The 18,401-nt window shown below is 52.3% G+C and carries 22 protein-coding genes; 9 read left to right on the forward strand and 13 right to left on the reverse strand.

Annotation, left to right across the window (positions count from 1 at the left end; all coding sequences use genetic code 11):
* Window positions 1–7 precede the first annotated feature (7 nt).
* Window positions 8–1,450: an ATP-binding protein gene (locus BMY09_RS10210; protein WP_091357477.1), complete on the reverse strand. Its 1,443-nt coding sequence runs from the start codon at window positions 1,448–1,450 to the stop codon at window positions 8–10.
* A 134-nt stretch (window positions 1,451–1,584) separates the two neighbouring features.
* Here BMY09_RS10210 and BMY09_RS10215 point away from each other — a divergent pair, with 134 nt between their 5' ends.
* Entirely contained in the window at window positions 1,585–2,241 is a 657-nt protein-coding gene (locus tag BMY09_RS10215; protein ID WP_091357479.1) for a GGDEF domain-containing protein, read from the forward strand.
* Window positions 2,242–2,292: 51 nt separating this feature from the next.
* Here the strand turns inward: BMY09_RS10215 and BMY09_RS10220 are convergent, their stop codons facing one another.
* Window positions 2,293–2,895: a peroxiredoxin gene (locus BMY09_RS10220; protein ID WP_091357481.1), complete on the reverse strand. Its 603-nt coding sequence runs from the start codon at window positions 2,893–2,895 to the stop codon at window positions 2,293–2,295.
* A 158-nt stretch (window positions 2,896–3,053) separates the two neighbouring features.
* Window positions 3,054–3,389, reverse strand: coding sequence for a Grx4 family monothiol glutaredoxin (grxD, locus tag BMY09_RS10225; protein WP_091357483.1), 336 nt, complete (start codon window positions 3,387–3,389; stop codon window positions 3,054–3,056).
* A gap of 314 nt (window positions 3,390–3,703) precedes the next feature.
* On the opposite strand from grxD, the gene BMY09_RS10230 reads away from it, so the two are divergent.
* From BMY09_RS10230 to BMY09_RS10245, 4 genes are all read left to right on the forward strand, one after another.
* A complete protein-coding gene (locus tag BMY09_RS10230) occupies window positions 3,704–4,888 on the forward strand; it encodes an aspartate aminotransferase family protein (protein ID WP_091357486.1) in 1,185 nt (394 codons plus the stop codon).
* A 42-nt stretch (window positions 4,889–4,930) separates the two neighbouring features.
* Window positions 4,931–5,845, forward strand: coding sequence for an ornithine carbamoyltransferase (argF, locus tag BMY09_RS10235; RefSeq protein WP_091357488.1), 915 nt, complete (start codon window positions 4,931–4,933; stop codon window positions 5,843–5,845).
* A 128-nt stretch (window positions 5,846–5,973) separates the two neighbouring features.
* The gene (locus tag BMY09_RS10240) at window positions 5,974–6,888 is read left to right on the forward strand and encodes a LysR family transcriptional regulator (protein ID WP_091357490.1); all 915 of its coding nucleotides are present in this window, start codon (window positions 5,974–5,976) and stop codon (window positions 6,886–6,888) included.
* Window positions 6,888–7,343 carry a DUF6942 family protein gene (locus BMY09_RS10245; protein WP_091357493.1) on the forward strand — a complete coding sequence of 152 codons (456 nt, stop codon included), beginning with the start codon at window positions 6,888–6,890 and terminating at the stop codon, window positions 7,341–7,343. Before BMY09_RS10240 ends, BMY09_RS10245 begins: the two co-directional genes overlap by 1 nt.
* A 6-nt stretch (window positions 7,344–7,349) precedes the next feature.
* Here the strand turns inward: BMY09_RS10245 and BMY09_RS10250 are convergent, their stop codons facing one another.
* On the reverse strand, window positions 7,350–7,727 hold the full coding sequence (locus BMY09_RS10250; RefSeq protein ID WP_091357495.1) for a carboxymuconolactone decarboxylase family protein: 378 nt from the start codon (window positions 7,725–7,727) through the stop codon (window positions 7,350–7,352).
* Window positions 7,728–7,929: 202 nt separating this feature from the next.
* Between BMY09_RS10250 and BMY09_RS10255 the strand changes: the two genes are divergently transcribed.
* Window positions 7,930–9,282, forward strand: a complete 1,353-nt coding sequence (locus tag BMY09_RS10255) for a class II 3-deoxy-7-phosphoheptulonate synthase (protein WP_091357498.1) — start codon at window positions 7,930–7,932, stop codon at window positions 9,280–9,282.
* Entirely contained in the window at window positions 9,282–9,608 is a 327-nt protein-coding gene (locus BMY09_RS10260; RefSeq protein ID WP_091357500.1) for a YqcC family protein, read from the forward strand. The genes BMY09_RS10255 and BMY09_RS10260 overlap by 1 nt, the downstream gene beginning before the upstream one ends.
* Before the next feature lie 42 nt (window positions 9,609–9,650).
* Here BMY09_RS10260 and BMY09_RS10265 read toward each other — a convergent pair whose 3' ends face one another.
* From BMY09_RS10265 to BMY09_RS10280, 4 genes are read right to left on the reverse strand one after another with little or no spacing between them, the layout of a single operon-like run.
* The gene (locus BMY09_RS10265) at window positions 9,651–10,052 is read right to left on the reverse strand and encodes a CBS domain-containing protein (protein ID WP_091357503.1); all 402 of its coding nucleotides are present in this window, start codon (window positions 10,050–10,052) and stop codon (window positions 9,651–9,653) included.
* Window positions 10,049–10,399: a P-II family nitrogen regulator gene (locus BMY09_RS10270; protein ID WP_091357507.1), complete on the reverse strand. Its 351-nt coding sequence runs from the start codon at window positions 10,397–10,399 to the stop codon at window positions 10,049–10,051. The genes BMY09_RS10265 and BMY09_RS10270 overlap by 4 nt, the downstream gene beginning before the upstream one ends.
* Before the next feature lie 9 nt (window positions 10,400–10,408).
* A complete protein-coding gene (locus BMY09_RS10275; RefSeq protein ID WP_091357510.1) occupies window positions 10,409–11,215 on the reverse strand; it encodes a DUF1538 domain-containing protein in 807 nt (268 codons plus the stop codon).
* Window positions 11,215–11,916 (reverse strand): DUF1538 domain-containing protein, encoded by a 702-nt coding sequence (locus tag BMY09_RS10280; RefSeq protein ID WP_091357905.1) that lies wholly within the window; start codon window positions 11,914–11,916, stop codon window positions 11,215–11,217. The genes BMY09_RS10275 and BMY09_RS10280 overlap by 1 nt, the downstream gene beginning before the upstream one ends.
* Window positions 11,917–12,201: 285 nt before the next feature.
* Between BMY09_RS10280 and BMY09_RS10285 the strand changes: the two genes are divergently transcribed.
* The gene (locus tag BMY09_RS10285; protein WP_091357512.1) at window positions 12,202–13,272 is read left to right on the forward strand and encodes a DUF3549 family protein; all 1,071 of its coding nucleotides are present in this window, start codon (window positions 12,202–12,204) and stop codon (window positions 13,270–13,272) included.
* A gap of 73 nt (window positions 13,273–13,345) precedes the next feature.
* Here the strand turns inward: BMY09_RS10285 and BMY09_RS10290 are convergent, their stop codons facing one another.
* The 3 genes from BMY09_RS10290 to BMY09_RS10300 all read right to left on the reverse strand — a co-directional run bounded on the left by BMY09_RS10290 (window position 13,346) and on the right by BMY09_RS10300 (window position 14,679).
* Window positions 13,346–13,843, reverse strand: a complete 498-nt coding sequence (locus tag BMY09_RS10290; RefSeq protein WP_091357514.1) for a hypothetical protein — start codon at window positions 13,841–13,843, stop codon at window positions 13,346–13,348.
* A 55-nt stretch (window positions 13,844–13,898) separates the two neighbouring features.
* Complete coding sequence (locus BMY09_RS10295) at window positions 13,899–14,285, reverse strand: VOC family protein (RefSeq protein WP_091357516.1); 387 nt, start codon at window positions 14,283–14,285, stop codon at window positions 13,899–13,901.
* A 91-nt stretch (window positions 14,286–14,376) separates the two neighbouring features.
* Entirely contained in the window at window positions 14,377–14,679 is a 303-nt protein-coding gene (locus BMY09_RS10300; protein WP_139203179.1) for a hypothetical protein, read from the reverse strand.
* Between the two features lie 284 nt (window positions 14,680–14,963).
* Here BMY09_RS10300 and BMY09_RS10305 point away from each other — a divergent pair, with 284 nt between their 5' ends.
* A complete protein-coding gene (locus tag BMY09_RS10305; RefSeq protein ID WP_175483505.1) occupies window positions 14,964–16,649 on the forward strand; it encodes a sensor domain-containing protein in 1,686 nt (561 codons plus the stop codon).
* Between the two features lie 54 nt (window positions 16,650–16,703).
* On the opposite strand, the gene BMY09_RS10310 is transcribed toward BMY09_RS10305, so the two are convergent.
* Both BMY09_RS10310 and BMY09_RS10315 read right to left on the reverse strand, forming a co-directional pair.
* Window positions 16,704–17,504, reverse strand: coding sequence for a replication protein P (locus BMY09_RS10310; protein ID WP_245756554.1), 801 nt, complete (start codon window positions 17,502–17,504; stop codon window positions 16,704–16,706).
* Complete coding sequence (locus tag BMY09_RS10315) at window positions 17,422–18,327, reverse strand: DnaT-like ssDNA-binding domain-containing protein (RefSeq protein WP_091357525.1); 906 nt, start codon at window positions 18,325–18,327, stop codon at window positions 17,422–17,424. Before BMY09_RS10315 ends, BMY09_RS10310 begins: the two co-directional genes overlap by 83 nt.
* Window positions 18,328–18,401 lie beyond the last annotated feature (74 nt).

Consider the following 18,401-nt stretch of genomic DNA (forward strand, 5'->3'; position numbering starts at 1 on the left):
CCGTCACTCAGTTGTCATCAGCCAGCGGAATCACCACCTCAACCGCCAGCCCACCCAGCTCAGACACCGCAGCAGATATCTCCCCCTGGTGAGCATCGACAATGTTGCGACAGATCGCCAACCCCAGCCCGGCCCCACCACTGGCCCGACTCCTCGATTCATCCACCCGGTAAAAGCGATCAAATAACCGCTCCAGCATCTGTGTATCGACTGTCGGCGCACTGTCCTCGACTCTGATCACTGCGTTACCCGATAAGCGGCTGGCGGAAACAACGGTCTGCCCCCCCGCATCGGTGTAACGGCGACTATTTTTTAGCAGATTATCCATCACCTGTCGCAGCCTGCGGGGATCCCCCAATACCGTGAGAGACTCAGGCACGGTCAGAGTCAGACTCAGTTGGGATTGACTGAACGAGTGTTCGGCTGCAGCAACCGCGCCCTCCAGCGTATCGACCAGGTTGAACAGCTGTTTTTTATAGCTCAGAGCGCCGGCATCGGTCAGTGCCAGATCATACAGATCATCGACCAGATGACTCAACTGCATATTCGCGTCATGCAATTTGCCAAGCTGCGGCTGGTCCACGGGGCGAATGCCGTCCTGCATCGCTTCAATCTCACCCCGCAGAAGTGCCAGCGGGGTTCGTAGCTCATGGGAGATATCCGCCATGCCCCGGCGGCGTAACAACTCATTACGCTGCAGCACCCCGGCCAGCATATTAAAATCCTGGGCAAGCTGCCCCAGCTCATCCCGGGAATGAATATCAAGACGGATATCGAACTCCCCCTTGGCCAGCACATGGGCTCCCCGGGCGACCGCTTTTACCGGGCGTAACAGATAGCGCCCCATCGGGATACCTACCAGCAACGCTAACAATAAAGCGCCCAGCCCAATCGGATAAATCGCATTTAACTGTTCATCTCTGAACGCTTTATCAAGACGGGAGGATGGAACCGCCTGAGGCGTCAGACTCAACCATCCGATCAGCTCACCATCCAGCGAAATGGGACGATTAACAGCCAGACCGCTGGTATCAGGCGGCCCGATCAGGCGCTGCTTATCGGCATTCAGCAACCGCAGACGGGTGCTGATACCCGTTTTATCCGCCGGTGCCAGCGGTGCCGATCTGGCAGTAAAAGGTTGCGGAGCCCGGGAGGATGACGGTGCTGCAACAACAGCATCGCCGTCGTTCACTGAAGCGTCACTGCTGCTCGGCATAAAGGTCATCCACAAACGATGATTCCCTTCGATGAAATTCCAGCTGCCTTCCCGGCGATACGCGTTACTCAGGTCTTCAACCGTCTGATCAAGTCGCCCCATTTCGACTTCCGAAAGGTATTCATCAAACCCCTTCTGAAAGCTCAGACGCATCGCCACAGCCATCGCCGCCACCAGCAGAACACTGGCTGCCAGCATGACCAGCACCATTTTACCTGTAATTCCTATTCGCATTGGCAGAGTATGATCCGATGTAAATGACGAAGCCAGACCCAAGAGTAATCTTCACATTTTTTCCACACTTTTCACACGGTTCCTCCTTTTTTGATCACTAGACTACCCATATCAACAAGCCCTGGGAGACAACCATGTTACTGGCAGCGCAAATCACAGATCTGACTCTTCTGATTCACACTCTGCTGAACAAAGGCAGGTTTAACGGTGGTGATCGCCTGGATGACCTGAAACAGCACAACAAACAGCTGATCGCTGAAAACAAAGCGCTGAGACGCGCACTTGAGGCGGAAAAAGAACGCGCCTTCCGGGATAGCCTGACAGGAATAGCGAACCGACGAGCCTATGAGCAGCGCCTTGAAGAGGAGATCAATCGCAGTAACCGGAGCGACAAGCCGTTCTCGTTATTGGTGTGGGATATCGATAACTTTAAACAGATCAATGATCGTTTTGGCCATCAGATTGGCGATCAGATCCTGATTGCCATCGCTGGTGAACTGAATAGTCAGGTACGCAGCTGCGACTTCTCCGCCCGCTTTGGGGGTGAAGAGTTTGTTTCCATTATTCCGGACTGCCCGCTAAGCCAGGCTTACAATATTGCAGAAGGGCTGCGCAGCAAGATCGCAGGTAAAAGTATCGCCACCAGCCAGGGAGATATCCATGTCACCCTCTCCTGCGGGATCGCAGAGTTTACCCCCAACAGTGATGCAAATGAGTTATTTGAGCGTGCTGACCAGGCACTCTACCAGGCTAAAAAACAGGGCAAGAACCGTATCAGCCGCTCAGACTAAAACAAAAAAACGCGCCCAGGGCGCGTTTTTTAAGCTTAAACGGTAACCCGCTTACAGCTTGTCAGCATTCTCGCTCAGGTAGGCTGCAACACCGGCAGGAGACGCGTCCATACCTTTGTCGCCTTCAGTCCAGCCAGCTGGGCAAACTTCGCCGTGAGTCTGGTGGAATGCCAGAGCATCAACCATACGCAGCATTTCGTCAACGTTACGGCCCAGTGGCAGATCGTTAACAACCTGGTGACGCACCAGACCATCTTCATCGATCAGGAAAGAACCACGGAAAGCAACACCGCCTTCAGATTCAACATCGTAATCTTTACAGATGCTGTGAGTCATGTCGGCAACCAGCGTGTAGTTAACCGGACCAATACCACCCTGATCAACAGGGGTATTACGCCAAGCGTTGTGAGAGAAGTGAGAGTCGATAGAAACACCGATCACTTCAACGTTACGCTTTTTGAACTCTTCAATACGGTGATCAAAAGCCAGCAGCTCAGATGGACAAACAAATGTGAAATCAAGTGGGTAGAAGAATACAACAGCCTTCTTACCTTTAGTCGCTTCAGACAGGGTGAAAGCATCAACAATCTCACCGTTACCCAGAACCGCTGGTGCGGTGAAATCAGGAGCCTGCTTACCTACTAATACGCCCATTTTTTATCTCCATTGTTAAGTAAAGCGTTAAACGATTGTGCAAACAGCACGTTATATACAAGATATAAAAAGTGCTGATAGCTTAGTTGCAGTGACTTTATAACACTAATTAAAGTCAACTATGTAACCGATAAACTTCATCTATTAAAGCGTTTCACTCAGCCTTCCGCTGAATCATCAGCAACAGCCACTGAATCAATCAGCTCTTTCAGCTCTCCGCTGGCGGCCATCTCGGCAATGATGTCACAACCACCAATCAGCTCACCTTTGATCCACAGTTGTGGAAAGGTTGGCCAGTTTGCATATTTAGGCAGCTCTGCACGAATTTCAGGACTTTCCAGAATATTTACAAATGCAAAACGAGCGCCACAGGACATCACTGCTTCAGACGCACGGGAAGAGAAACCGCACTGAGGAAAACGTGGCGTACCCTTCATATATAAGAGGATATCGTTGGATTCAATTTGCTCTTTTATCGTGTCTATAACGCTCATAAATCTACCTATACTTTAACGGGTCGCCAGAGTTCTGACGCTAAACTTTATTGATGAAGAAATCCTAGCATAAACCCGATTATTTTACTCGGGTATAGTGCGAAAAAAATCAGCTTTAATAGTCGCGACTATAACAAACGTTGCTTAGAAAAACTGCATTCCAGATTATATGGGGTCAACTATACTGGATCTCAAGTTCTATGCAGCATCTTGCTTATTCTCAGGCAAGTACATAGAATGGCTGGTTTTCCGTTCGGCAGCCTGATTATCGCTGCCGTTTTGCGTTACATAGAGGGACTAACAGAGGGACTTAGATGTCTACACAGCCCGTTATGAATACTTACTCGCGCCTTTCCGTCGCCTTTGACCACGGACAGGGCTGCTGGCTGTTTGATACAGATGGCAACAAATATCTGGATGCTCTCAGCGGTATTGCTGTATGCGGTCTTGGCCATGCTCACCCTGCTGTCACAACAGCGATCAGTGAGCAGGCCAGTCAACTGATCCACACTTCTAACCTGTATACCATCACCAATCAGGAACGTCTGGCGGAACGTCTGACCCAGATATCCGGCATGGATAACGTCTTTTTTGGTAATTCAGGGGCTGAAGCGAATGAAGCGGCTATCAAAATAGCACGTAAATTCGGTCATACCAAAGGGATAGAAAAACCCACCATCATCGTAATGGAAGGGTCATTCCACGGTCGTACCATGGCCACCCTGAGCGCCACGGGCAACCGTTCAGCGCAGGCAGGCTTTGAACCTCTGGTCGGCGGCTTTGTTCGTGCCCCCTATAATGATGTTGACGCAGTAAAAAACATTATCAGCAACAACGCCAATGTCGTGGCAATCCTGGTCGAACCCATTCAGGGCGAAGGCGGCATTATCATTCCGGCCGATGATTATCTGAATCAGCTGCGGGATATCTGCGATGCTCATGATATGTTGCTGATGCTGGACGAAGTCCAGACCGGAAACGGCCGTACCGGAACCTATTTCTCCTATCAGCAGAACGGTATCCTGCCGGACGTCGTCACCACCGCAAAAGGTCTGGGCAATGGCGTACCGATCGGCGCCTGCCTCGCCAGCGGCAAAGCTGCGACTGTTTTCGGACCGGGTAACCATGGTTCAACCTACGGTGGCAACCCACTCTGCTGTGCTGCTGCGCTGGCTGTTGTGAATACCATTACTGAAGAGAAGCTGGACCAGCGTGCAGCGGAGCTGGGCAACAAGATTGCCGATGGCTTTCGTGCTCAGCTCGGTGATGCCGCCTATGTCAAAGAGATTCGCAACAAGGGACTACTGCTGGCCATTGAGCTGACCGAAGCCGGTACCGAACTGGCAGTACTGTCTAAGGTCAAAGGGGTGCTCCTTAATGTGACCGGCGGCGGTAAGGTTGTGCGCATGCTGCCCCCGCTGATTATGAGCGATACTGAAGCGGAGCTGCTGGTCAACACCGTGTCCCGTATCATTAAAGTCTATATGGCTGACGAATAACTGAATCTGAGCTAAGGCCTGCTCTGCCCGGCCTTCTTAATTATGACAACAAGACATTTTCTGACACTGCTGGACCTGACACCCGATGAGCTGAACAAGCTGATCAGGCGTGCGATTGAACTGAAACAGATACGTAACAACGGTGAGATCTACGAACCGCTGTCAAACCAGGTTATGGCGATGATCTTTGAGAAATCATCAACCCGCACCCGGGTCTCTTTTGAGGCGGGTATGGCGCATCTGGGTGGACACGCACTGTTTCTTTCCTCACGGGACACACAACTGGGCCGTGGTGAGCCGATTGAGGACAGTGCCCGGGTTATCTCCAGCATGTGCGATGTTGTAATGATCCGCACATTTGAGCACGAGACAGTCACGACGTTTGCCCAGCACTCCCGGGTACCGGTGATCAACGCTCTGACCGATGATTACCATCCCTGCCAGTTGCTGGCGGATATGCAGACCTTCCTGGAACACCGCGGTGATATCAAAGGGAAAACCGTCAGCTGGATCGGCGATGGCAACAATATGTGTAACTCCTATATAAACGCCGCTCGCCAGTTCGACTTTAAGCTGCAGGTCGCCTGTCCGGAAGGGTTTGATCCGAATCCTGAGCTGCTGGCGGCCAACAGCGAGCGGGTATCAATCTTCCGCACCCCCGAAGAAGCGGTGCAAGGCAGCCATCTGGTGGTCACCGATGTATGGGCCTCTATGGGCCAGGAAGATGAGCAGAAAGAGCGTGAACGAGAGTTCAGGGGTTATCAGGTCACACCGCAACTCATGGATCTTGCCGAATCCGATGCGATATTTATGCACTGTTTGCCGGCTCACCGGGGCGAAGAAGTCAGCGCAGAGATGATGGACGACCCACGCTCAGTGGTGTTTGATGAAGCCGAAAACCGCTTGCACGCACAAAAAGCGCTGCTGGAGTTTCTGCTGGTTAAACCGAAAGCCTGATAACAGCGCTTACATATCGCTGGAAACCCAGGCCCGCTCTATGCGGGCCTTATATCATACAAAGATGCCGCATGAGTTAAATTCATACTATACTCTGGTTCACAGAATAAAAATTGAGGCATTCCAGCATGATCGAACTTCGACACCTGAAAACTCTTTCTGCGCTAAGAGATTCAGGCAGTTTAGTTGAAGCTGCCGAACGTATCCATCTGACCCAATCCGCCCTCTCCCATCAGATCAAAGATCTCGAAGACCGCCTAGACTGTTCACTGTTTATTCGCAAAACCAAACCGATCTGCTTCACCAGCGCAGGCCAGCGTATCCTGACCCTGGCCGATGAAGTACTGCCGATGATCCGTAACGCGGAGCGAGATATCGCCCGACTGGCCGGTGGGGAAGCGGGACGCCTGAATATCTGCATCGAGTGTCACAGCTGCTTTGACTGGCTGATGCCAACCATCGACCATTTTCGCCAGAACTGGCCCGAAGTGGAGATGGATCTGACCACTGGCTTCAGTTTTCAACCCCTGCCAGCACTGGCTCGGGGTGATATCGATCTGGTGGTTACTGCTGACCCGGAAGAGCGTACGGGAATAGCCTATATACCGCTCTTTACCTATGAATCGGTACTGGCCATGAGTAAGCAGCATCAGTTGGTTGCGCGCCGCACAATTCAGCCGCAGGATCTTGAACATCAGACCCTGATTACCTACCCGGTTGAACAGCACCGTCTGGATGTTTTCAAGCACTTCCTGGATCCTGCCGGCATTGAGCCGGAAGAGGTACGCACCTCAGAACTGACGGTGATGATTATGCAGCTGGTCGCCAGTGGCCGCGGGGTGTCCGCGCTGCCGAACTGGGCTATCCACCAGTATATCGAACAGGAATATATTACTTCCCGTCCACTGGGCGAAAAAGGGGTCTGGTGTACCCTATACGCAGCGATTCGGGAAGATCAGAAAGATTCAGACTTTATGGTAGATTTTCTTAACACCGCCAAAGAGATCACCTTCCGCAACCTCAGTGGTATCAAGTCTGCCTGATGACCACACTGGGGAATACTGAGGGTGCCACCACCCTTCTCTATCTGCCTGCGCCACCGATCATCGATACACACAAGCCGCTGGATTACGCCAGACTCTGTGAGTTAAATGGCAATCACTGGCGCAAAATCCTGATTATTCTGGCCAAACTGCAAGCCACCGAATCAACATGGCGTCACTATCGCGACGAACAGCTGTTAAGGCAACACGAAGCGATCGTTTTCGGCGATCAGTTGCTCACCGGTCGTCAGTTGCATATTGTTGCCGGCAAAGCCAGCTGGCAGCGGCTGGGGTTAGATCTGCAACACTTTACGCCGATGGAAGCGAGTGGCAGATTATTCCGGCAAGAGAATATTATTCTCACCCCCTACCCGGATTACCGACAGTTTCCCAACACTCTGATTGATCAGTTAAGACCGGTTATTCAGGCATTCAGATCCGCCAGATCCAACTAGCCAGGATCAGCCCTGCCACTCATCCAGCACCTCCTGGGCAGCCCGGAACGCCTCCTGAGCGGCTGGTGCACCACAATAAACAACAGAGTGCAGCAACACCTCCTGAATCTCCTGCGGGGTACAGCCATTATTCAGCGCACCACGTACATGGCCTTTCAGTTCAGCGGGCGCTTTCAGTGCCGCCAGCATCGCAATGGTCACCAGGCTGCGGGTTGAACGTGGCAGGCCATCCCTCTGCCAGGTTGACCCCCAGGCATGTTCATTAATCCACTCCTGTAAGGGAGCGGTCAGCTCTGTTGTATTGGCCTGGGCACGGGCGACAAATGTTTCACCCATGACCTCAGTGCGCACCTTCAATCCGTTTTGCTTATCCTGTTCTGACATAAGATCACTATCAACCCGGTTATTCTTATAGGACTTTTCCAGAGCCTATATTAAACACTATTACGCCAGATATCCCGGCCACAGCGACGAATAACGGCTATTTCAACCGACAGGCCTTACCTGAACCGGCGAACAACGTTAAACTATCCCCCTTTTTTATTGAAGCTCTAAAAATAGCCTCCTTTCAACTCGGTATGTATTGATGGAAAACTGGTCTCCAGACAGCTGGAAAAACAACCCTATTCTACAGCAACCTGAATACCCGGATAGCGAAGCGGTCCGTCAGGTAGAAACAGAACTGGCCAAGATGCCACCACTGGTGTTTGCCGGTGAAGTACGCTCATTGCATCAACAGCTGGCTGACGTGACAGCAGGCAAAGCCTTCCTGTTGCAGGGTGGAGATTGCGCTGAAAGCTTTGCCGAGTTCAGTGCCACCAATATCCGTGACACCTTCAAAGTATTGCTACAGATGGCGGTCGTGATGACCTTTGCCGGTAGTTGCCCGGTGGTTAAGGTTGCCCGCATCGCCGGTCAGTATGCCAAACCCCGCTCCGCGGGCACTGAAGTGATTGATGGCGTTGAGCTGCCCAGTTACCGTGGAGATATCATTAACGACATCTCCTTTGAAGCTGCGGCTCGTCAACCAGACCCTCAGCGACTGATCCGCGCTTACCATCAGGCTACTTCGACACTCAACCTGATGCGCGCCTTTGCGCAGGGCGGTTTTGCCGATCTGCATAAGGTTCATCAGTGGAATCAGGGCTTTGTGCAACAGAGCCCATTGGGCGAAAAGTATCAGCATCTGGCTGATCAGATCGACGATACCCTGGCCTTTATGGAAGCCTGCGGTATTAGCAGCGATAGTGTTCCTCAACTGAGGGAAACCACGGTTTACACCTCCCACGAGGCGCTGCTGCTCAATTATGAACAGGCACTCACCCGTCAGGACAGTCTGACCAATCGCTGGTATGACTGTTCTGCACATATGCTCTGGATCGGCGACCGGACCCGGCAGCTGGACGGTGCGCATATCGAGTTCCTGCGTGGGGTTGAAAACCCGGTCGGAGTCAAAGTGGGCCCAAGCATGAAACCGGATGAGCTGATCAGACTGATCGATGCCCTCAACCCGGATAATCAGCCAGGCCGGCTGACCCTGATCAGCCGTATGGGGGCTGACAATATCACCGAGATCCTGCCTGAACTGGTGCGCAGGGTGAAAGCAGAGGGACGTGAGGTGGTCTGGAGTTCAGACCCGATGCACGGTAATACCATCAAAGCCAGCAGTGGCTACAAGACCCGTAGCGTCAACAGCATTCTGAAAGAGATGAAGGGCTTCTTTGAAGTACATCGCGCCGAAGGCACCTATGCAGGCGGGGTACACTTTGAGATGACCGGTCAGAATGTGACGGAGTGTGTCGGCGGCGCTTACCAGATTACTGAAGAGGGTCTGGCTGACCGTTATCACACCCATTGTGATCCTCGTCTGAACGCCGATCAGGCGCTGGAACTGGCGTTCCTGATTGCCGATACCCTGAAGCAGGCTCGCCAGCGTTAATGCAGCAATATGCAGAACTGGAGCAACTGTTAGTCAGGATAGAAGCGGAGATGCGGGCCTGGTCACTCTGGTCCGCGACACCGCCAGCAGCATCAGCACTGCAAAGCCAGCAACCGTTCTGCATCGATACCCTGAGTTTCTGGCAGTGGGTGCAGTGGATCATGGTGCCACGCTTGCGGCAGATGATGGCCCGGCAACAGTCACTTCCCCAGAGCAGTGATATGACACCAATGGCGGCAGAAGCCGTGGGCGCCAGCGGTATAAAAAGCAGTAAGCTGATCGACTACTTCACTGCACTCGATCAGCTTCTCACCGCCCGTCACTAGCGGTTGGTATTACCGGCGGCGCGGCTTTCACCAGCCGCAGAGTCAGTCGGTTAGCAGACCATCCAGTACGATCTGGTTATAACCAACCACACCCACCACTTCACCACTCTTCAGTACCGGTGCCATCGCAAGGCCGAAATTATCAAACAAGCGGGCGCAGTAACGTACATCCATCTGCGGATCGACACCGATGACCGGCTTGGTCATCACCTCATAGACATTGATCCGTTCCGGCGCTCTATCCTGCGCCAGAACCTTCTTGGCAATATCGGAAAGCAGCAGAATACCGTACTCATCATCTTCGTGGCGCTTATTCACCAACAGCGCCGTCACCTGCCTGGCTTTGTATACCTCAATGGCAGCTTTAATAGTGATCAGGCCATCGACCATGGCAAAATCATTGGTCATCACATCCTGCACCCGGATTACTTTGCGCTCTCTCATAGCTCATCCTCGACGACATTTGTCAGGGTTTGAATCTGGTGGGCCACACCCACAGCATCCTCCACATCCAGCTGAATCGCGATGCCCTGGCCGGGTTTATCGTCAAAATCAGCCACTTCGGAAATAGTTTCCAGTATTTTCCGGCTCAGATGCTCCTCAACAATGAACAGCAACACATCCCGCTGGGTTTCCAGCGACAGACCAAAAAAGGTCTTCGTCTTAGTCACCCCTTCACCGCGGGCGTTATTAATCACCGTGGCACCCGTTGCACCCGCCTCACGGGCAGCCTTCATCACCTGATCGGTTTTGGAGTCTTCAACAAATACTACTAACAGCTTGAAGTGCATAGCCCCGTCCTATTCCTGTTTAACCATCTTTGCACGTTCCCGGCGACGCCTGTCGCGGCGGGCAACAATTTCTGTTATCTGCGCATAGCCCATCACCGTTATCATCGGAAACAGGCTGGCAAATGCAATCAAACCAAAACCATCAATCAAAGCGCTGCGCCCGGGGACAGTACTGGCCAGCCCCAGTCCCAGCGCTGCCACCAGCGGCACAGTCACGGTTGAGGTGGTCACCCCACCGGAGTCATAGGCCAGTGGGACAATGAGCTTGGGCGCAAAAAACGTCTGAATGACGACAACAATATAACCGCTGATAATAAACCAGTGGATCGGATAACCGGTGACAATCCGCCAGGTCCCCAGGCTGATACCGATAGCAACCCCCAGGGCGACCGCAAGACGCAGCCCCCACACCCCGATTGCACCACCCGATACCTCATTGGCTTTGATCGCCACCGCAATCAGCGAAGGTTCGGCAATGGTCGTACTGGCACCGATGGCAAAAGCAAAAATATACACCCAGTAATAATCGGACCAGTGCAGGGCCTCTCCGGTGGTCGCCACCGTGCCGCGGATAAACGCCGGATCGGTAAGCTGTTGCGCCATCAGCTCACCGATGGGAAACAGTGCTTTATCCAGACCCAGTAAAAACAGCGCTAACCCCACGATCACATAGATAAAACCGAACAGTACCCGTTTCAGGTGGGGGATGGGGCGGCGAATCACCAGCAGTTGAAAGCCAAAGACAATAGCGATAATCGGCAACACATCCCTGATGGTGGACAGCAAGATTGACAACAGCTGGCTCAGGGTCTCCATCAGACCACCATTCCATATGCCATGACGAAGATCATCGGTGTCAGGGAGGCAAACGCGATCAGACCAAAGCCATCGATCATCGGGTTACGCCCCTCGATCGCTGAAGCCAGCCCAACACCTAATGCAGTCACCAGAGGAACCGTAATCGTCGAAGTGGTCACACCGCCCGAATCGTACGCTATGCCAATAATTTCACGGGGAGCAAAGCCGGTCATGATCACCACCAGCACATAACCAATAGCGATCATGTAGTGGATCGGCCAGCCCTTCAGAATCCGGATAACCCCCACCACAATCGCCAGACCAACCGAAAACGCCACGGTATAGCGTAACCCTGAGGCGTAACCGGATCTGGCCGAATCAGTGGATTCAATCATCCCCCCCTCTGCGGCAACGCTGGCCGCTTCGGCGGCAACAGCGATCAGCGCGGGTTCGGCCACAGTGGTACCGAATCCCAACGAGAACGAGAACACCAGCAACCAGAACAGACTGCCTTTTCGGGCGAACGCGTTAGCCAGTACCTGGCCAATGGGGAATAGGCCCATCTCCAGACCGTAGATGAAAAAGGTCAGGCCCGCTACGACACACAACAGGCCGGTCAGAAGACCCACCAGATCCGGCACTGGCTGCTGCAACACCACCAGCTGAAAGAACGCGATCACCAGAACGATCGGTAGCAGATCCCGTAAACTTCCGGCCATGGAACGCCCAAGGGCGATAACAACATTACTCAATTGTGCTCCCTTATAACTAACAGCCCCTATTCGTAACACCGGCTACGTTACGTACTGTATCGCCCGATAATGCTGAACAGGAAACACTTACCCGTCATCCGATCATATAAAAAATAACCGTTAAGCTACAGCACTTTAGCGCTCAAGATGATGTGTCACTTGGATCAGGGGACGGCGTGATTCCAGCATCGCTGTATCTGACTGCCCCGCACTGCTAAAATAGCCTCCGTTTTTACCCGACCAGGCATCCCGATGGCACACTTTGACACACTGACCGACTTTATCCAGCAAACTGAAGCCCAGTTCCGCATCTTTGATATGGGCCGTTGCATCAGTAAGCTTTCTCCTGACACCTTCCGCAAAGTCGAGCTGGGACAGATCCCCTTCCCTAAACCCTTTCTGCATCAGGCCTGGATCGCTATTCTGATGTGGAACCCTAAGCAGGCCAGCGAGAATGTTGTCTGGTTTCTCAAACTGCCATTAGATGAGCAGGGATTTATGGTACAGGCGGCGCGGGATGATTTTCTTAACAGGCTGCTGCAGAACCTGACGAATAGTATGGGAAAAGGCCCGCTGGACCAGCCAACCGATGCCACCGAATACCGGGATGCCCTCAAAGACAACCCCTTCAGCTTTACCCCGGATCAGGAGAAGATGGCAGCGTTCCATGCCACCGCCACCCTGACAACCCGGCAGCCCGCATCCAGCTTTTATGATGGGGCAAAGCAGTACTTTCATGGAAAAGCCGACCTGAACCACTGGGACAGTCTGGGTTATCAGGGCATCGCTGACTATGTCATTCGCCATCAGCAGGGCAACAATGAAGACAAACTGGCGGAGATATTCGGCCAGTTGCCGGATACGCCTCTGGAAGCCTGCTGTACTTTTATCGAACATATTCAGCCCAGTGCACCACTCAGCGAAGCGATCCGCCTGCGACTGGAAAACAGTGTTAGCGAAGGGAAGGTTTCCGCCAATCAGATCGGTGCGCTGCTGCGGGCGATCTCCCAATGCCCTGAAGATGAGCAGAAAATCGCGGTGCTGACCCGGGTATTGCAGAGTCCTTATGGTACCCAGGCCGAAGTCATTGCAGCCCTTGCCAGCCGATGCTGGGCCAGCCTGCAATACCCTGAACTGCTGCAGCAGTTTCTTGAAACCCTGGCCGTCAACGATGCCGGCCAGGCGTGCTTTAACCGGGTCATGGCCGACCTGATGTTTATCCCCACACTGCGTGCACTCACACTGCAGCAGTTTCGTGCAGCGGATCGTAGCGAAGCCCTCAGCCGGGCGATTGGCGGGATGTTTGGCGATGGTTTCCTGTAAGAAAACCGTTCGCAGCGCTCCGGAGGGCAACCCCGGTGCGTGCTGAAAAACGTAAAATTGACGACTTATCTTTTCATTGGCTGCTGATATTGCCAATCATTATCTGTCGATGAGCAGCAGGATCATCATCGGTGTCGGAAACCTCAAAGCTTAAGCTGATCTCCCCCATTCTGACGAACGTGAACACGGTCGTCACACTGTGATAATCACCACGGGGGTATAAACCGGTGAGATCCACCCTGCCATTAGCGCAGCTAAACTGGTCCGCCTTATCACAACGGAACTCAACCTGAACGGCGACCTTTGGGGAAAATGCAACCGCATCCAGGACAACGCTGCTACCCGCCGTAAGCACACCCACCGTACCTTTATCACTGCCCGCGTTGTAGTGCCCATAGACGTTGTGGGTCGATGAGTTAACAAACCTGACCCGGCTCTGCAAAACCGTATTCGTCTGAGCTTCTGACATCTGGACATCTGCCACCCGGGCCTGTTCTACAGACCCGGCATAGGCAGGAACAACACCCAGCGCAGCTAAGATGAACACGACTGCAAGCCCATAGCGGTTCATATCACCCGATACCCCAGCGCAACAAACAGTGCTATTCAGTGGAGACAAGCACGGCTTAAGCCACCGACATATAATGCGTTGCACAGATTTTATTGCCGGACGGATCGCGTAAATAAGCCAGATACAACTGCCTGCCGCCACTGCTTCTGACACCCGGAGGCTCTTCACAGGTCTGGCCTCCGGCGGCCACGCCCGCGGCGTGCCAGGCATCAACCAACTCAGGCGAGCTGGCAACGAAGCCGATGGTCATGCCGTTGCCATGGGTTGCAGCTTCACCATTGATCGGTTTGGTCAGGGCAAAAACGCCACTGTCACTGAGGTAAAAACAACGGCCTTTATCATCAAACACCCCTGGCTTATGACCAAGCACACCGAGTATCGCATCATAAAACAACCTGGATTTTTCAATATCATTTGCGCCGAGCATTATATGGCTGAACATCACGGTAATTCCTTTTTATTAGATAAATAATAATTATGTTTGATTCGCTGCACATTTGAGGTGCAGACTGATGCATATTTCCTGCGATTATTCACAGACCAATATCAATATCGATACCGCCATTCTTCCCCTGAAACAGAGTCTTCAACCCTCTGAATAACCAGACAAAAATATCAAATGGAAGCTCTATAATAAATTCCAGCATATCAAGCAATGGGTGACCAGGCTCCCGTTGGCCGCGCGACTGACCAGGCCATATCAAAAAAGCCAGATACAGACAGATCACCGCCGCAACCAGTGTAAACCAACTAAAGGGGTCAACCGCAACAGATACGAGTAATACAATACCCATAACGAAGAGGATGGTTGCCGCGATCTCTCTGACTGTTTCCATGTCCGAAGGTCCTGAAAAATTTACCGCGTTAAGTGCTGAAGGCAGCTCTGCTAAAAACAGCTTTAAAACGACCTGAATCAGCCATTTAACCAGAACCTCGGTTAGCCGACTAGCGATAACGGCTGAAAATTGCCGCGCCAATCTCGGCTACCGCTGTGTTTCCAGAACTCAATCACACCTTCCGGAAACTCTGCGGTTGAATATTATTTAAACATTTAACACAATAAAGCTAAATCTGCTGTCTGGTCAGACGTGCATCTCCAGGTCTAATGAAGGTATGTTGTGTGGTCATAAAAACAACCAAAGCACAGAAGCAGAACAACAAAAAAGAGGCGGATAATCGCTATCGGGTTCTATTCAGCAACTCGAAAATTCCAATGCTTTTAATTGACCCTGTCGACGGTGTAATTGTTGATGCCAACCAGTCAGCCTGCGACTATTACGGCTACCTCCATCAGCAACTAACAGCCCTTAACATCAACGCGATCAACCAGCTCTCAGATATTGAGATCAAAGCTGAAATGCACAAGGCTGCAACTCAGAAACGGGATCACTTCTTTTTTATTCATAAACTGGCTGATGGCAGCCTGCGCGATGTGGAGGTCCATTCCGGGCAGCTAAAGATCGATGACAAACAGTTACTCTATTCTATTATTCATGACATCACCGAACGTCGTGCGGCAGAAAAGGAGCTGAAAGAATTAAACCGTAACTTTATTACGCTGCTGGACAACACCTCCGATTTTGTCTATTTCAAAGACCGGAACAGCCGCTTTCAATTCTGCAGTCAAACACTTGCCGACATCACCGGCCACAGCCACTGGCAAGATATGGTAGGTAAGCACGACCTGGAAGTCTTTCCGCCGGACACCGCAAAAATCTATTACGAGGAAGAACAGCCTATCTTCAGAGAGGGCGTTGCGCTACTCAACCGGGTCGACCCCTACTACGACGAACAGGGCGAAAAAGGCTGGGTCAGCACCAGTAAATGGCCCGTATTTGATGAAAATCGTGTTGATGTTGTCGGTCTTTTCGGTATCAGCAGAGATGTCACTGCTCAACATAAAGCGCAGGAAGAGTTAAAAATTGCCGCCAGTGTTTTCCAGAATATCAGCGAAGGTGTGATGATCACTGATAGCAAAGGCAAGATTATCGAGGTGAATCAGGCATTCTGTCAGCTGTCAGGCTATTCCCGAGATGAGATCATTGGACGAACGCCGAACTTTCTGAAGTCGGGTCATCATGATGCCTCATTTTTCCAGTCATTGTGGGATTCATTAAATGACAACCGATACTGGCAGGGGGATATCTGGAATCGCCGCAAGGACGGTTCAATTTTTGCCTGTCGGACCTGCATCAGCGTCCTCACCGATGAGGAGGGTAAGGTTGATTGTTATATTGGTCTGCATTCAGATATCACCGCCCAGCTACAACATTTTAAAGAGATCGAGCATCTGGCCTATTATGATGCCCTGACAGAGTTACCCAACCGGGTTCTGTTCGCAGACCGGCTAAACCAGACACTGGCTGTCGCCGATCGTGATAAGACCTCAGTTGCGGTCTGTTTTCTTGATCTCGATTCTTTTAAACCGGTTAATGACAACTATGGTCACCGGGCTGGAGACCTGCTCCTGATCGAAGCCGCGAACCGCTTAAAAGATTGCATTCGCGCCGGAGATACTGCGGCCCGGATGGGAGGTGATGAGTTTGCCCTGACGCTGACACAACTGACTTCTGAAGTGGATCTGCAACACGCCCTGGACAGGATACTAACTTCGATCGCCCAGCCCTTCACCCTGCCCATCGGCGAAACTATCTGCGTTTCGGCCAGCATTGGTGTCTGCCTATATCCCCGCTACCACAACAAAAAGAGCCAGCTTCTCCGCTACGCCGATCAGGCGATGTATGAAGCCAAAGCGAAGGGACGTAACCAATACTTTATCCACGGAACAACCGCGACGGACGGCTGACTGATCTGAGACTGAACCGGTTATCCCGGTCTGACAGCAATACTCGTCCGTGATTTACTGATAATCATCCGGCAACTTAACACTCAGCCCCCAGCTTTCAGCCCGTTGCTGGCTGGCCTGACGGAAGCGTTCGCGGATATCGCTGCCGGCGGGTTTGGTCAGATAAAACAGCAGAGTGCTGGCCTGTTCAGGGCTCAGCTGCTGCTGTTCACCCCAGCGCTGAATAAACTCAACCAGGGTGTTGTCACTCTTATCTTCCAGCGCAACAGGCACCTCGATGGAGAGATCCTCCCCTGCCCGCACCCGGCGACAGATCACCTGATAGTTATAGCGAAAATCGGGAAATACCCGATCCTCCTCTTCAGATCTGAGGCGGAACCAGCCGGTCGCTTTTCCTGCATGATAAAGCGCCACATGAGTCCACTCATGCTGGGTCGGATGATCGGCATAACGGCACACCTCCTCATAGGCGATCTTCGCCGGAGGCAGACCAAAATCGCCGCTCTGCTCATTAAGGATGGTGATAAATTCTGAGATGGTGGGCATCCACGCCAGGGTCTCTTTACAACGATTAATCGCCGACACCAGTTCGGCTTCGCTATACCCCTGCATACTCAGCGCCCATTCGCGCTTCGCGATACGGATCTCGTCCTGAGTTTCGAAGCAGCTTTTAAATTTATGCCCATAGATCGCCATAAAACGGGCGAATAGCATATTGATCAGAGTTTTGGTTTCGTTGCTGATGGCTACGGATTCAGCAGCCGCTTCGGCGTCACCAGTCGGTGTCCTTGATGTCCATGATGGCTGCGGTAACCCGCTGGCGCTTTTCCCGATTATCTGGGCGGGTGTTTTCATGGTTTACACCTTTATTTGCTTCTTCTGCCCGCTGTTTGCGGGCATCACGTGTTTGTTGATTAACCCATTCCCGCTTAACCCAGGCAAGGAATTTCTGATCCCAGTTGGATTCTTTACGATCTTTATCCAGCCAGTAAAGTATAAATTCATCCAGCAGCCCTTCCGCAAAGGGTTGCGGGATGCTATGCCGGGGCAACATATCCAGCAACATCTGCGAGGGTCGCCAGCCCAGAAACATAGTATGCAGTTTCTGGTTTTTTTGTTCGATCTCATTCAGCCGACTGGCAAAGTCATTCTCAGCCGTAGTCTCACGACTGGGGGTCACCTGACGGCTTTTCGACCAGCCGATACTGCCACCAAAGGTGGGTGCAGGTCCCGGCCGGCGAATCTGAGCCTGATGTACCCGGCGACTGATCTCACTGCGTTCCGGCGGCTGTTCAACCACAGGTAGTTCCTGCACCGTCACCGGTGGTGCAGGCGGCTCATCGGGGAACACTGGAGACGATGAGGCTGCAGAGTGCTGATCTATCGGGGTCTGCAACACCAGCTTAATCGCCCGGCCGTGACCAAAGGAAGCCTGAATATAGCCCTGGGATACCAGGCTGCTGGTGACCATCGCCAGCTTCTCTTCATCCCAGAAACCGGCAAGTGACAACCACTCTGTGCGGCTTAGCACAGCAGACGGAAGCCCGGATTTGTCCGGCAACCCATGCATCTGTATATAATCGTGGTATATCGCCAGAAGGATCGCCTCATCAGAGCCTGCCGTACGTGCCAGCGAAGGATAAAACAGTACGGGTTTTTCCGGAAAGCGGAAGCTCATAATGATTCCATACATCAAACGCAGAAAGTAAAAAGAAAAACAGGCTGTCATCCCGGCGCTACAGGAAAGCCGTT

It is taken from the genome of Amphritea atlantica (genome assembly GCF_900111095.1).
Taxonomy (GTDB): domain Bacteria; phylum Pseudomonadota; class Gammaproteobacteria; order Pseudomonadales; family Balneatricaceae; genus Amphritea; species Amphritea atlantica.